Source organism: Vibrio albus, assembly GCF_003144035.1.
Classification (GTDB): domain Bacteria; phylum Pseudomonadota; class Gammaproteobacteria; order Enterobacterales; family Vibrionaceae; genus Vibrio; species Vibrio albus.
Genome location: NZ_QFWT01000007.1, coordinates 54,690 through 69,425, shown reverse-complemented (window position 1 = coordinate 69,425; position 14,736 = coordinate 54,690). Strand labels below are relative to the sequence as shown.

The following is a 14,736-nucleotide window of genomic DNA, read 5'->3' as shown; positions in this document are numbered from 1 at the left end:
TATCTAGCTCAAACTCATCCAAGCATGGCATTGATGCATCCATCTCGTCATACCCTTCTCGCTCTATAATTCCCCAAAAACAATCTGAAAGATTATCAACCAAATCAAATAGTTCACTTTCTTTCCACTTATTTGGGGCTCTTTCTATTTCGTCAACACATCACATCTATAGATGAGGTTTGAATATGGATAAAGATCTACAACAAAGTTATCTTCACCATACCCAAAACAATCTCCGATATTGATGTGGTTGTCCTCTGCATGTTTCAGTACAGCGGTCGTGAAATAGAAATGGTATTTTGCTTTATGTGCGTTTTTTGTGCTCATGGCTGTCTCCATAAAATTGAAGAGGCAACCAACGCCTACCAGGGCGTGATTGCCCCGTTAGAGTTAATGTATTAGATCCGGGCTTCCATAATCTGGAATTGCCCTTTTGTCTCTGAGCATAACTCTTTGAGAGAGCTATACAGTTGCTCTGCCGACAACATTGGTTTACCCAAAGCTTTCATTGCCTCAAGTGCATTTTCAGCTCCATGCTCCCCTGTTGCGTCAAAGACGTTGTAGTGGACTTCACCTATTGAAAGAATGTTTCCGCTCGCCTTCACACCAACCTGCATTTTTTCAACAGTTAATGTGAGTCGCTCACTTAAAGAACCTGAATAAAAACTTATTGTCGTATCATCATGGAATACGCCGTTATAGATTTCATCAAAGTTGATCATGATACTTTGGCTGTATTTTTCGCCAAAATAGAGTGTCAAGCAAACCTCCTCTAGTTCCGTATCTGTCACTAATGCACCATTAGCTTTAATCAGATACGGGCCGTCGATTACAGCCTTCATATCGTCATGAATTGAGTCGTATACATCACCTGCCGTCAAAGTACCATTTGGTTCTTTTTGGACAGATTTAGTACGTGTAAACACTTTTTCATCCGACAACTCAGAACTGTAATCAGTGAAGTAGTCAGGTCTCAGATCTTCTTCTTGGATTTGATAGTATCCTTCCGGAACCACCCACTCCTTCCAACCTTCAACCCAATCTGTTTCAGTGTAATCACTCCAATCAGGACTTCTTTCTCGGTTAATAACATCGAGAACCCCATCAATAGTCCAACCATAAACTTTTTGTGTTTCTAGGTCGGTAACGGGGATATGACGCTCCAACGGAGTTTCAATGGACATCAAACTAAGTTTAGTTTCATGGATTCTGAACACATCCCCATCTAATTCAATGAGGCTTTCTGGGTCCGTTAACAAGCTGTGTTTGCCTTGTGCAAGATCCAGAAAATATTCCACCCCTAGACTGATAGTGCTAACCAGATAGTCAACACTATCGACAAGCTCTGCGCAGGTCTTGAGATGAGATGGTAACAGTCGGCCAGAAAGGCTAATTCCCATATCAGAAATTTTCTTCTCTGGATTTTTGATTGCTACGTTTGCGGCCACACGATATGCCTCATAGGCATCTTGTGCAGTAGGATAATCAAAACCCTCTGTCAAAACGCAAAGGAAAGCTGATTGTATTTTCAAGTCAGTATCGGTGTGAGCGATAGTCATGGTTGTTCTCCATAAAAATTGGACACACCTATGCCGTCGAGCAAGATGTGCCCGAGGGCTGTGATAAAAAGTGAATTAATGCTGTTTATTTTTGGCGACCAGCTATCGCACATCAGCGCACAAGGCACTTTCCTTGAATCTCTCGACTTTCACATGTGAAAGTGAAAGGCTCAAGGAAAGCGCCGGGAAACCCGACGCCTATTTCTGGTAGTTGGCCCACCAGGTTCAAAATGTGTGTGAAGTAAAAGCCCAGATAAGAGACTGGGCGTATTAAATGTTATTAAAATATTGGGAACTGGTCATGAACTTGAGCATCAGCATCAATTTCAATCATGCGATACCCAGCTTTAACTGCCGAAACTAAGATATTGTGAAATTCTTCCCCCATACCGTTATATCCAAGATTGTTCTCAGGTTCATCGTACAGTTTGATGAGCCAGCCAGTATTTCGACCCATTATCATATTGCAGTCTGGAGCATAGGATAGCTCATTTAGTGCTTCATGCTCATCTAATGGAATATGACAAATGCTAACACCAAGCGTCTTATACTGATCGTTAGCCGCAGTAAGTGACCATTCAAAAAATGGATACTCAATGTCACCCTCTAATACAGCAATCATTCTAAAGTCGCGTTCAGGTCTGGTTTTTTGCAGTATTTTAAGTTCTTTAATGGCACTTTGCTAACTTAGAACCGTGCAGGGGTTGTCAGCGCGGTCAATGTTGTCATGCCAATTACGACCATGCTTATCTTCAATTTGATACCCAATAATCATGATTAAATACTCCCTAATAATATACAACGCTATCCCCCTATCAGGGAGTTAGACGCCTAAAATGAATAGGCCCCGTCCCTGACGGGATAGGGCCAATACATGGACTGATTAAGCAGCAAAAGCGGTCAACGATCGCTCCATTAACTTAAACAGTGTTTTTTGTAGATCCGCAGCATCCTCGATGACAATGTTCGTATTGAACAGTCGATTAACGGCTGTAGTTTCAATACCAATACCAATCATTTCTATGTCACTGGCTTCGCACAGTCCGATAACTTTGTGACAAGCCAGTGCATTGTTCGGCGCACCATCTGTCACAACAATCATCATTTTACGTTCCTCTCTGGTTTTGGTTAGCTCAAATGCGCTATACCAAATGCCCTCAGCCATCGGTGTACCACCGCGTGAATTGAAGACAAATTTACCAGTTTGGTTTTGTACTTTTTGACCATGCTTTACAACGCTGTACACAGGAACATTGGAGTTGTTACCGAAAAACGTTACTGCTGGATTAACCCCTGGAATGCTTTCTAAAGCTAATGCAATAGCTAAAGAGGCTTCCCTTGCAATATCTTCCCTGCGCTTACCGTTTCCGGCAGGGCTATCCATTGAGGAGCTCATATCGACCAAAATGTGAACCGCTGTATTAGGGCGCTTCTTAGCTTCTGGTCTCTGGAAAATACGAGTATCTCCAATGACAACTTTATGTAGTTGACGAGTGTCTACACGCTTTCCACTTCTTTGGTTCCTATGAGCAGTTCTTTGGCTGGCTTGCACCAATCCATAAAGCTGCTGTCGGATTTTTGAAGTTGTACTTTTCACATCTCCATTGAGACGCTGCCCTGCTTCTTTGTGATCATGGATATCCATTGCTGACCGTACTGTTTGGTAACGATCATCACCTTCTTGCTGGGCTACCAGATTCAGCTCTTGCTTCAAAGCGTCTTGCGCATTTTTAGGCAAATCACTGTTTCCAGCGCTTAGTACTTGTTGTAGCAATTGAGAAGCATTAGGAGGAGAACTGTTACCGCTCGCGTTCTCTTCACTATTATTACCTTGAACTTCGGGGCTATTTTCATTTTGCTCACTTTGCGCTCCACTACTGCCACCCTGTTGTTCTTGGCTATTTTCATCATTGCCATTAGATGACGACTGTTCCTGCCCATTTGGACTTTGAGAGTCGTCACTACTTTTATCCTTCTGCTCAGGTGATTGCTCACGTTGAGATTTCGGATTTTGCTGCTCTTCACTATCTTTCTCTTCTTCGATCATCTTAATGATGTCATCAGCAAGAGATGCAGCGTTTGCAGTTGATTTGGCGTCCACACATTTACGTAGCAAGGCATTAAGCCTTACAACAACACCTTGAGGGAAAACTCTTTCAAACACAGCTTTTGCGCCATCTAAACGCTCTTGCAATGCAGTTTGACCTACACCAACTGTTTGCAACCAATACAAGCAGTATGCAGACAGGATGGATGCCGGGTGGTCTTCATCTCTCACGGGTTCATAATGGCCTGCTTGAAGCATGTATCGAGCCATCTCGTGCAGTGTCAAAGCTGTTCCTGGATAGACCCCAGGCATTGCTCTTTCAATACGACAATCTTCAATGACGTTTGTTAGGTGAGCGTGCAAGGCGCGTCGCCTTTCTACATTGAAGTCCGTAAACCGAACGTGTGCAGCTTCATGTGCCAAGTAGCCCCAAACAGCATCCATATTTGGATAGTCATCTGGAACATTTGGAATAACGATAGTTTGACCATCAGTGCTTGCGGTATCTGACCCCAAGGCAACTTTAACACCAAACTTCTCGCCATAAGCAGCAGCTACGATGGGTAAAGCATTATAAACAGTACGTTTTTTAGACATATTTCTTCTCCAATTTGGACAGAAGAAACAAACCACCCTCGGAAAGGTGGTTGTCCCTTCCGAGGGGGTTAAAAATAACAATCCTGATCATCAAGCTCAGTTGGTTGCTGTTCAGGTTGACTTACAACATGATCATTAGAGTGAGATTGACCAAAGTCCTTGCCAACATAATCTGCTGGGTCTTGGCTATAGTCTTCCACTGGAATGTCATCACAATTTAGGTCTGCATCCCACAGAGTCTGAGAAGAGACATCGCTTTTGTCTTCCAAAGCATCATCTTCCTCGTCATCTTGGTTTGCACTGGATGTGCGGTTGGCTAAAAACGCTTCGAAGTCATCCAAAATAGTTTCAGGTTCTAAGTTATTAACTTGTTCACCATCTTCTTGGTTAACTTCTTGGCTTTGCGTTTGAACGTATGGTTGTTCCAGTGCCTCATCACTCTCAACACCTTCACTTTCATCTTCTTGATCAGAAGCTCCAGACTCTAATGAGCTGAGTTCATCTCTGGTCAAGGTTTTGGCTACATCATCAACACTAAGCGAACCACCAGCGTATTCTTGAATACGTTTGCGATCACACATGATTAATACAGCGGCCATAATTTGAAAGACGAACATACCTTCAATATTACGCTTTCCAGCTCCGTGCTTTTCGTACCCTGCTAGTGTTTGATCGAGCAGGCTAACGAGCGGAGTGAATGCGCTGTTCAAAAATGACAGTCCATCCACTTTATCACGTAGGTTTTTTAGCGTTGCGCCTGTAGCTGTTGCTACATGCATCTTCCCAGCTAAACGTTTGTTGTAAAAATCATTGGCATCATTTACCACCTCAGCAATGAGATCATCGCCCAACTCCTCAACCTTACGATTAAGTCTGTGTGCGCTTTGCTCATCTTGAGTAGGTTGAACCATAAACACCTGATATTCAAAACCAATTCGTTTTTCTACTTCTTCACGAGGAAGAGCTCCAGCACGAATAGCAGTCTCGTATTCAGGGTTTTCTCGACACCATTCATCAACGGCATTGTTGTAGCCAGTAACGAACTCGTGTTTTAACTGTTGAACTTCGACGTCAATCTTGTCCAACTTGGCGCAAATCTCATCAGTTTTTGCTACGGGTACAGCATAGCCATTCATGAATGGCATACCATAGCTAAGCAAAAAACGTCGAGTTTCTGTTTTCAAGCGATGAAAGCCTTTCAGCTTCGCTGGATCACAGATTTTTTTCGACCCTAATTGAGCTACTTTCTCTGGTGGAATTTCACCACCAGCACCCAATTTAAAGTCAGATGCAGACAAACGAGTTTGCCCACTCCAGATATCAAAATCAGCATTAATAACGCATAGATTTTCGAGATGTTTAACTTTTGACATGGTTTATTCTCCAGCAAAGTGAAAGCACACCATGTCCCGAACCGGGCATGATGTGCCCGGTTGGACTATAAAGTTAAAGTGAGTTACGCAGGAATAATCATCCAGGTAAAGGTGGATGGAAATGAATTTCCAACACGTTGAACATTGTCGTACAAGGTGTCATTAAATACTCGGGTCATCCAGTTCGGAGAACCTTTCTTTTTATAACATAGCTTGTAGTTTTTCATGGTTGCCTCCTAGTGCAATAGACAGGAGGCTAACTCCGAACAGGAGAAGCTCCCCTGTTGGGTTAAATTGAAATGAGTTTGATGCTGTTTGTTTTTAGCGACCAGCTATCGCGTCTTCACTCTCGATGAGAGTAGAATTCGTCCTTTTCCGTTGAAGACCGAAAAAGCAATCTTCAATGGAAAAGGGGGGGGAATACATTCCCCCTTTCATGTCTACATTTCACATAGGCTCAATGTACCAGGTAACACTTTTTGGGAAAGAGTTTGCCACTCTTTGTACATTGGCATAAATCGTATCTTTGTAGATACGTTCTAGCCAGCGGCCACCATGTAGGTACATGAGCTTGAAGTTCTGTGTTTTCATTGTAGATGCCCTTTGTTGCTTGTTTCTAAAACACACTGACGCGATATGCTTTAGAAACAAGCCCCAAAGGGCTTGTTATTTATGCCTAAAAATAGGCTGACTCTACTTCTAGAGACACATCGTTTAAAGGGGCTAAAACCTCTTCATCTTGAATGTACCTCGGGTTAACAGAGCCTGTAACCGTTACTCGGTAACGCTCTGAGGTCTCCTCTCTATACGAGTTAAAATCCTCAGGCTTAATATTCGAACCTTTTTCTTCAAGTAGCTTTTGGTAATTTACCCGACCAGCGGCTTTGTACTTAGTGATCATTACACCGCAATAATCCGCATGGAAATATTCACCCATCAAAGATTTCATTTTATCAAGGTGAGGTTGCCGCTTATCTTTCAACGCTTGCAACCTATCTTCCAACTGCTTAATTTCTGCGTCATAAAGTCGGTACTGCTCCGCTTCGTAAATCCACTCGTTCACTTCCTTACCTTGCGGTATAAAAAGATCTCGCTTGGGGTCTTTCTCAGGCTCTTTACGCTCAGTGACTCTTTTCCAGAAGATTGTGCCCTTAGCCACAATTTCTTTTATCATAGGCTCATCTCGGGTGATAACAAACTCCTTGAGTTGCCCATTTCGGTAGAAAACTAGCCACCCTTGCTTTGCACCAGTAACTAACAACTGATGTTGAACTTGAGGGTAATATAACTGATAAGCCTTGCTGTTTTTTAGTTCAGAACAAACATCGTTCCAGACCGTTTCGCTAGGACATTTCAGTTCAGCAGGTTCACCATTGCCTCGTAGACCATCGAGCGATGCTCTAAACAATGGATATTGAACTGACTCGACACAAACAGGTAAGAGAATATCATTGTACTTCTCCTCAAATGCACGTCTTGCTTTATCTTCGTTTTCAACCCCTTGGCGCACCAGAGGGTTTAGACTTAGATCGACTTCACGAGCATAGCCTGTTTTTTCAGCCCAGAGTCGCCATTCCGTTTTATAAGGAGAACGATTTAGTAGGATGCAGGCGTCAGTAGCAGTAATACCACCTTTACGCCATTCCAACCATTGTTCGCTCCTTTGAGATAGATTGACGATTTTCATAGCTCTCTCCTGTATTTAACAGGAGGAGTCCCCATCGCGGGGGAACTCCCCCGCAAGGGGTTAAAAGTAGTTGCCGTCACCACCCTCTTCCAGTTCAGGATCAGGTTCGTGCAAACCTTCTTCTATAGGATCAGGATCATGCTGAATCGGCTCATCTGGTAACTCAGATTGAACATCGTCAACATTTCCCTTTTCCTGGATAGAAGCTTTTTGGGTTACAGCTGGTTCCATGCTATCAATCTCTGCATCACGCAAATATTGAACCGCATACTCCAACTCGGCACCAGAGAACCGACTTTCAACATACTCGTGAGTTGCTGACCACGCATTTTGCGCAATAGCTCTATCTGCAAGTTGTTTTAAAAGTGGGTCCATTTTCTTTTTATGCTCCAAGGCCAATGGACTTGAGGCTTCAATGACAGCTGGTTGTTTTGTGGTTTGTTCTGACGATACAACATGCGCTTCACCTTCAATTATGCGTTCAGCTTCATCTTGATCGTAAATTCCAGAAAACCCCAAACCGATACGCAGACCTTGGATAAAGCCTTTGTGTCGTAACTGTCGTTTCGTGTGAGTCTGCCAAGGGCCAATAACAGTGTAAGGACCGTACTGACCCGTTGCTTCGACTGGTGGACGATAGACTTCATCAAGATATTCTCGAATACGTATAGACCGTGTACGGTCCTTTCTGTAAACGATACACTCCACCCATTCTGGACATTTCACCTTTGCTCCGGGCATTTCAATAAGATTTTCAGAGTATTCAAACTCCACCCCATCAAATTGCTTGTGCTCGTTGGCAATCCGGCTCCAGCCATCAACACCAACAACAGGTACTATGCCGCCGCTTTTATCGGGGAAAGCGTATATTTCTCGCGTAAACGGATTCAGATTGTACTGCTCCGCTACGATGAGTAATGCCATCATCTGCTCATCAGTTGGTGCGCTTCCGTCTCGCTGCTTAAAGGCTGTTAGCTTTAAAGTTTCAAAAAACTTCTTAGCATCAACCCCAAACCGCTGAGCCATTCTTTCAACTAATGATTTCGTTTCTGGTTTTGTAGACATGGTGTTCTCTCCGTTGAGATGGAAGGGACACCATGACCCCTTAGGGCACAGTGCCCCTCTAGGGGTTAAAAATAGGAATCTTCGGTTTCGCAATCAATGTTATCCAATCGAAATAGTTCGGCGACTAAACCAAGACGTTCTGCCGCTTCTCTAACTTCGTTGTAATTCCATCCGAACTCAAAAAATATTCCTTCCAAAGAATCAAATCCGTCATAAATAAACAGATCACCATCTTCTCCACAGATTTTAACCAAGCGTTTTTCATCATCTTTAAAAAACTCCTGCTCAAATCTGCGTTGTAAATAAATGAACATCAGTAAAGGCTCATAGCCATCCGAAGCAGTTAGCGTCCCAGCACCTTCCAACATCGTTGGACAGATGGTGTTTTCGCTAGCGCCGCTTTTTACAGTTAGCTCATACCCTTTATTGGTTCTCATTAAAACATCAGGTAATTGAGATTGAGATCCTTTCTCTCTGGCAACATCGAAGCCAAGCTTTGATGCACCATCAGTAAAGACCCCGACAATAAACCCTCGGAGTAGAGCATGATTTGAAGCATCAACAGGCGATGACAACAACCAGCTCAGTGAGTAACCATCTTTTGATTCTGTTTCGGCTTCAAGAGAAGACACAGCTTTTGTTGTGGCGTTTACCTGCACTTCATCGAGGAAGGAGTACCCCTCTTTAAGCAGATCATCAACATGCTGATTTTCTTTCTCTTTCACGGTGACAGGAATCGTATCTAAGCTGGTGGCTCTGATTATCTGCCCATCGAGCAAGATAGTCTCTTTCCACCCGTTTAACTCAAAGAACTCTACCAATTGGTATTCAGTTGGCCCATCAGGATCGATGGACCATTGAACTGGCTTGTAACCAAGCATTACCTTGTCGATAGTCGTTCCACGTTCACGGATGTAACGTTTGCAAATCATGTTTTGCGTATCCATGAGATCCCCCTATCGCCACTGCTCACCGAAAACGTCTTTCGCTATGCGAATGACAGCTTCTTTCTCCTCACTTGAGGCTCGGATTAGCAATGATTGTTGTAAGGCATACTCAATGGCATTTGGCGCACCACGAAATTGCAACGTTAGTTTTGCCCAGCGCACAAGTGTCCGCGTAGACATTGTGATGCTGATTTGTCCATCATCCCCGTTTTCACCCATAAATAGTTTACGAATTTCATTAGCAATTCGAACCATACCATTACGAATGTTGTCAGGAAGACGAGGAACTACTCGCTCCAGAACGCCGCGTTCATCTTGCTCTGCCATATATGGCACAACAGAGAAACGATAACGATCCATTGCGGCCAAGTTCTGCATCATTACGCCTTGGTATAATCCTGATGGATCACCTGAGCCTGTACTGTTACCAGTGACAATAACGCGGAACATTGGATGTGGTTTGATGATTTCTCCACCATTCTGAGCGATAACCAGTGGACGACCTTCAAGAATGTCGTTTAAACCGGAAAGCTCTGCTGGGTCAACCAAATCAACCTCGTTAATGAGGAGGACATGGCCTTCACGCATAGCGATTGCTAAAGGGCCATACATGAATTGCATGACGGGAGTTTCTCCAGGCTTTGGTGAAATCAAGGCATGATGTCCAACTAAATCTGTGAACTCTAAACGACCATTAGCCGTAATTTGTTGCACAGGCCAGTTGAGACGCCCTGTAATTTCTGTAATGCCAGAAGTTTTACCAGAACCTGTTGGTCCGGTGACATAGTACGCATCACCGCAGGGATCATTCAAAAATGCTAAGCATTCTCTCAAGAACTCCTTTCGGAAAACGTAATCGGCGTGAGTTTGTGGAATAAAAGGATTGCTGCTATCGGCATAGCCTTTAGCGAGAATCTTTTCCGGAATATCCGGCATACCAAAAACATCACGTACTTTGAAGTTTGCATATTGTTGAGACATAGGTGCGCTCCTAATTGGTTGTGGGCACACCTAGACCCGTACCGGGCTAAGTGTGCCCGGTTGGGCTATTTCAATTAACGTTAATTGCTGTTTGTTTTTAGCGACCAGCTATCGCATCTTCACTCTCAGATGAGAGCAAAAATCTTTTTAGGCATAATTGTCGTATGCCTAAAAAGACTTGGTAAGTTCGGCCCTAAACTGGGCCGAATTTGATTATGAATACGCGGATATAGTGTCATTTTGACCAATAATACCTAAACGCTTAGCCCAGTCAGTAATAACCTCTTGAGCTTCAATAACACTACAAAATTGTCGTGGATTGATAGATATCGTTCGGCCACTGGCTAAATACAACACACCCACGCAATCATCATACAAGTGAACTCTCATACTATCTTATCCCCAATGCAATAATTCTCCTGACCCAATTTGCTTTGAATGAACATTTACATAATGGAAAACGAAACACACGCTACTCAGAGACAGTGAACTATTGCTGTATAAAAAGGGACGTAATTTGTATTGGATCTTACTTGGCATGAACTGTCCTCCTTAGCCTGTGTCCTTCATTGTGTAACAAAGAGCCAGGTTATGGAGGCTTTGAATTTGAAACGCCAAATACCTGAGTACCGCTAAAAGCAATACCTGATACTGGCATGTTTTTTACCATACATGACTCCTATGACGCTTGTTTTCAAAACACGTACCACTACATGCTTTGAAAACAAGCCCCATTGGAGCTTGTTTATCATGGCTATAAAGCTAAATCAACACATTCACAACAGGAACAGATACATACCCCGTGGGTAATTGCTGACCTGTGCGTTTAACAATTTTTGCTTCTTCAAGTACATCCAGAATACCAGCCAACTCAGAGTAATCTCTGAGATCGCTGACTGGTGTGGCTTGAACTTGAAATCAGGCAAACAAACCGTTGCAACACAAACTGGCTCTCCAGGAATAATACCTTGCTGACTATTATTCTTTGTGTCCGAGGCCACCAGCTCTAGAGCTAATTGTTGATTTGGATATTGGATCTTTCTTACATCACAATCATATCCACAAAAGTGTACAGTATTCATATAAGTTACCTTGCTTGTTAAGCAGAGATACCCTATCCCTTCTGGGGTAGGTCCCCCGCCAGGGTTAAATTACTGATCACGATTATCGTGCTTTTTGTTTAACTTTTTTTCTACAATCTTCTTGGTTATCAACCCAATAACAATGATAGCTATCAGGCCCCCCAAGATGAGCGAAAAATATAACAGGCTTCCTGTTGTCATTGTTCTGTCCTCAAAGTGTCATTCAGATCCTAACGAAAATTAAGCTCAAAATTGAGCCTATTTATCCACTGTCACTAAATGCTACCAGAATGATAGAACCAACAACGTAAGCTGCCATGAAAACTAATCCCATAACAACAGCAGCGACATTAGCTCCGAGCACAGCTGCGGGATGTACACCACCAGTCATAAGACCAATACCACCAGTAATAACAGCACCAGTACCTAAGCCCAGCACTACATTCAAGATGGCTTTCCAGAAAGTAAATGTAATTTTGTTCATGATTTGTCTCCTTTTTGAACGTTTTTAAACGACAGAGACAAACTCACCCCTACGGGGTAGTTGCCCCCGTCAGGGTTTTTATTTTTAGAGATGAAAGATGAGATGTACGTGTTGTACATCTCATCAGTCAAGTCTTTTGGTTGAGCTATACCCTTAAAGATCTACTTACCAAACCAGCGTTTTTCCTTTACGGATATACGTTGGAATTTCTAGATAAGCATATTCATCGACAGGTTTAGCCGGAGTCGGTTGTTCTTGAGCAGGCTCAGGAACAACAGCAGTCTGAACAGCTTTCGCTTTTTGTTCAGCTTTTTCTTTGATAACGGCCTGTACAGACCGCGCTTTGTTACTCGCTTTGTTCCAAAAGAACAAACCTAAGTTCTGGAACTGCAACGCAAGAAAAGTAAATGCTTTCGCAAATACCATTGCTCCTACGTACAATGCGCCAAGACTAGCTACGATAACAAAAACGAAAGTGATGATGTGCATGGTGTTACTCCTTATAAAACTAAGGGGAGCAACACCCTTGGTCGGGGTATTGTTCCCCCGATTGGGTTTTGAAATGCCATACGGCATATGATTAATGCTGATTGTTTGTGGAGACCAGCTATCTCACATAAAGCCGCAGAGCGACTAAAGAGTCTTTACTATAGCACTTCTCGTAAAATGTAATAAATCGTTCTATCTGCCCGTTCTGGGCACATTTGTAGCTAAGGATTCGTCAATAGACCTTTTATCCTGTATCTGCGTTTATCTGTATCTGTATTCAATTGAAGGAGAAAGAAATGACAGACTTAGCAGAAACCTCTTTGGAACAACAACCAACCAAAAAAGAGCGCAACAATGCGGACCTTTCTCGCCCTGTATTCAAACGAGTGCTGAAAGTGAACAGTCTGCAAGCTCAACGTGTAGTCGAACGCAGCTTTCAGCGCGTTTCCGATTCACTGTTTTCGATTGATGTTATTTTGCGAATCATTGGTGAACAAGATGAAATTGACCAAGTAGAAAGCATCATCCAGGAGCACATCGAGAAAGTATCCGTTGATCTTGATACCGCCACTAATCAGCTACAAAAGCTGATGGAAGACAACGGAATTGAAGGCGCTCCAGAATATACAAGCCCAAACCAGTACGATATCGAGATCAACTCACCACAAGTAGCTCAATTTGCTCACCTAGTGCGCAAGTTAGATAACTTGATGTTGTTAGTCGATACTCTATGGCTAAATAGTATCCTCACAAGCAAACAGCGCAAAGACGCCACTTATCAATGGCAACAACGCTTAATCAAACTTGCTGGCCGAATTATTGGTATTGAGAAGAGAGCTCGCATCTCAGCGCACTCCAAAGGCAAGAAAGATGAAGTTGAAGCAGCTGCTCCAACTCAAGAAACTACTGATGAAGAAATTGCATCCGAAGCCGACAATGCTGAATCTGGGGAAGATGAAAAGGCAGCTTAACGCTTTATGTCGGTTATCTATTGAGAGCCCTTCTACAACAGAAGGGCTTTTTTGTGTTTCTCACTTTCACATGTGAAAGTCAAAAATGTCATCATTAACTTTAACTATTCGCTATTAGCCACGAGTCATCTGGAATGTGACCATTGCGTACTGCGATTTTATAAAAATCGGTAATCGTTGTTACTCCACGTTGCAAGGCATACTCAAGATAGTCACCCGATTGTCTACTTGGAACATATTTGCTCATTTGTTCTGGAGTTTTAATGTAGTGACTCAGCTTGTAATCGACCCAGCCAGTCTCTGCGTTCGGCGTCAATGTCACTGTAACTACCGTGGACATACCTTTTAATCGGAAAGCATAACCTGATTGAATGGGCTCATAGTGTTCTATCGCTTCATTTTCAAACACACCATCAATTGTCCAGCCTCGCTGGTTGTTGCTACCCTTTTCTCCCGAAATCATCTTTAAAATTTCCGATGAGTATTTCAATGTACTGTTGAAGCCATTACCACGACTATCAATTCGTGACGATTCATCATTCATCAATCGTTTGTTAGGGTTTAACAATGCGTACAACAGATTTTTATCTTCTTCACTGTTCAGATCTCCGTACAACTTTTCAAGTGTGTATTCAGGATGACTCTGCGTGTGGAAAGTAATAAATCTATGATCTTTCAATCTCTCAGAGATATGAGTACGGCCAACGAGATTGAATTGCAATAACCAGTCACGGAAAACACACCAGTCATTTAGCACGTCAGCAGGGATCGTTTCCGCTCCCCAAACATCTAGTGAAGCTCTAATTTTCCAATTACTACTAGATGTATCACCTTTGGGCTTGAGATAAATCAATTCTACATCGCGGCGATTAGGATCTACCTTAAATGCTTTTAGGGCAGAATGTTCCATAAGTACTGCGTATACATTGAATGGTGATTCTGAAAAATCGAGCTTTAGAACAGGCACATAATTTTTTCGCGTTGCCGCAGCGTTTATTTCATCTCGTATTTTCTCGAATGACCCAGAAAAATACTTACTCCCTTCATCAAGCATCATAGGCAATTTTGCTTCTGGGTGAGTATTAGACAAAACCACTTCGGCGTCTTTCATTTCTAAACTTGCCCTTTCAATAATTTGAGGAGGTATATCTGGCATCTTTGACGAGAATGTTTGACTGATCGCAGTTCGAATGCTCTCGTGAAGAAAGCACCTTAAAGGTTCGCCTTGGTCGGCCTGCTTTCGAAACTGAGTCGATTGAAGTAAATCTGCGTGTCCTTTATAGCCTAAAGACTGAGCCAGCCAGTCATTACGTTTGAATGCGCTCAGAACTTTGGTTTTGGACTCTTTTGCTATAAGAGATGCAAATGACTTGGCGATATTTTTGAATGCATCCGTTTGAGACGGATAAATTGGGTATGGAGTATCCATAAGTTAATCCCTTCACTTGGCTTAA

General features: G+C 42.8%; 15 protein-coding genes and 1 pseudogene. 1 reads left to right on the top strand and 15 read right to left on the bottom strand.

The genetic code is table 11. The features are described 5' to 3' along the window. Positions 1-144: 144 nt before the first annotated feature. The 14 genes and pseudogenes from DI392_RS13140 to DI392_RS13085 form a co-directional block, all read right to left on the bottom strand. Positions 145-327 carry a hypothetical protein gene (locus DI392_RS13140; RefSeq protein ID WP_014386745.1) on the bottom strand — a complete coding sequence of 61 codons (183 nt, stop codon included), beginning with the start codon at positions 325-327 and terminating at the stop codon, positions 145-147. A 71-nt stretch (positions 328-398) separates the two neighbouring features. After that, positions 399-1,559: a ligand-gated ion channel gene (locus DI392_RS13135; protein WP_041154745.1), complete on the bottom strand. Its 1,161-nt coding sequence runs from the start codon at positions 1,557-1,559 to the stop codon at positions 399-401. Positions 1,560-1,839: 280 nt separating this feature from the next. After that, complete coding sequence (locus tag DI392_RS13130) at positions 1,840-2,181, bottom strand: DUF5983 family protein (protein ID WP_041154746.1); 342 nt, start codon at positions 2,179-2,181, stop codon at positions 1,840-1,842. 261 nt (positions 2,182-2,442) lie between these two features. Next, positions 2,443-4,203 (bottom strand): VWA domain-containing protein, encoded by a 1,761-nt coding sequence (locus DI392_RS13125; RefSeq protein ID WP_014386742.1) that lies wholly within the window; start codon positions 4,201-4,203, stop codon positions 2,443-2,445. 68 nt (positions 4,204-4,271) lie between these two features. Further along, the gene (locus tag DI392_RS13120; RefSeq protein WP_014386741.1) at positions 4,272-5,576 is read right to left on the bottom strand and encodes a DUF3150 domain-containing protein; all 1,305 of its coding nucleotides are present in this window, start codon (positions 5,574-5,576) and stop codon (positions 4,272-4,274) included. Between the two features lie 83 nt (positions 5,577-5,659). Continuing rightward, positions 5,660-5,803, bottom strand: coding sequence for a hypothetical protein (locus tag DI392_RS19630; RefSeq protein WP_014386740.1), 144 nt, complete (start codon positions 5,801-5,803; stop codon positions 5,660-5,662). Positions 5,804-6,023: 220 nt separating this feature from the next. Beyond that, complete coding sequence (locus tag DI392_RS19625; protein WP_164496844.1) at positions 6,024-6,167, bottom strand: hypothetical protein; 144 nt, start codon at positions 6,165-6,167, stop codon at positions 6,024-6,026. Positions 6,168-6,252: 85 nt separating this feature from the next. Further along, positions 6,253-7,263, bottom strand: a complete 1,011-nt coding sequence (locus tag DI392_RS13115; protein ID WP_041154747.1) for a YqaJ viral recombinase family nuclease — start codon at positions 7,261-7,263, stop codon at positions 6,253-6,255. A 240-nt stretch (positions 7,264-7,503) separates the two neighbouring features. Continuing rightward, a pseudogene (gene bet / locus DI392_RS13110) lies at positions 7,504-8,328 on the bottom strand (phage recombination protein Bet); the annotation flags it as partial. A gap of 65 nt (positions 8,329-8,393) precedes the next feature. Then, on the bottom strand, positions 8,394-9,275 hold the full coding sequence (locus tag DI392_RS13105; protein WP_014386737.1) for a hypothetical protein: 882 nt from the start codon (positions 9,273-9,275) through the stop codon (positions 8,394-8,396). A gap of 9 nt (positions 9,276-9,284) precedes the next feature. After that, complete coding sequence (locus DI392_RS13100; RefSeq protein ID WP_014386736.1) at positions 9,285-10,256, bottom strand: AAA family ATPase; 972 nt, start codon at positions 10,254-10,256, stop codon at positions 9,285-9,287. Between the two features lie 776 nt (positions 10,257-11,032). Beyond that, complete coding sequence (locus tag DI392_RS13095) at positions 11,033-11,338, bottom strand: hypothetical protein (protein WP_052481498.1); 306 nt, start codon at positions 11,336-11,338, stop codon at positions 11,033-11,035. 262 nt (positions 11,339-11,600) lie between these two features. Further along, on the bottom strand, positions 11,601-11,822 hold the full coding sequence (locus tag DI392_RS13090) for a hypothetical protein (protein WP_014386733.1): 222 nt from the start codon (positions 11,820-11,822) through the stop codon (positions 11,601-11,603). Between the two features lie 165 nt (positions 11,823-11,987). Further along, positions 11,988-12,311: a hypothetical protein gene (locus DI392_RS13085; RefSeq protein WP_014386732.1), complete on the bottom strand. Its 324-nt coding sequence runs from the start codon at positions 12,309-12,311 to the stop codon at positions 11,988-11,990. Between the two features lie 296 nt (positions 12,312-12,607). Between DI392_RS13085 and DI392_RS13080 the strand changes: the two genes are divergently transcribed. Next, positions 12,608-13,282, top strand: a complete 675-nt coding sequence (locus tag DI392_RS13080; RefSeq protein WP_014386731.1) for a DUF1845 domain-containing protein — start codon at positions 12,608-12,610, stop codon at positions 13,280-13,282. A gap of 100 nt (positions 13,283-13,382) precedes the next feature. Here the strand turns inward: DI392_RS13080 and DI392_RS13075 are convergent, their stop codons facing one another. Then, entirely contained in the window at positions 13,383-14,711 is a 1,329-nt protein-coding gene (locus DI392_RS13075; protein WP_014386730.1) for a hypothetical protein, read from the bottom strand. Positions 14,712-14,736 lie beyond the last annotated feature (25 nt).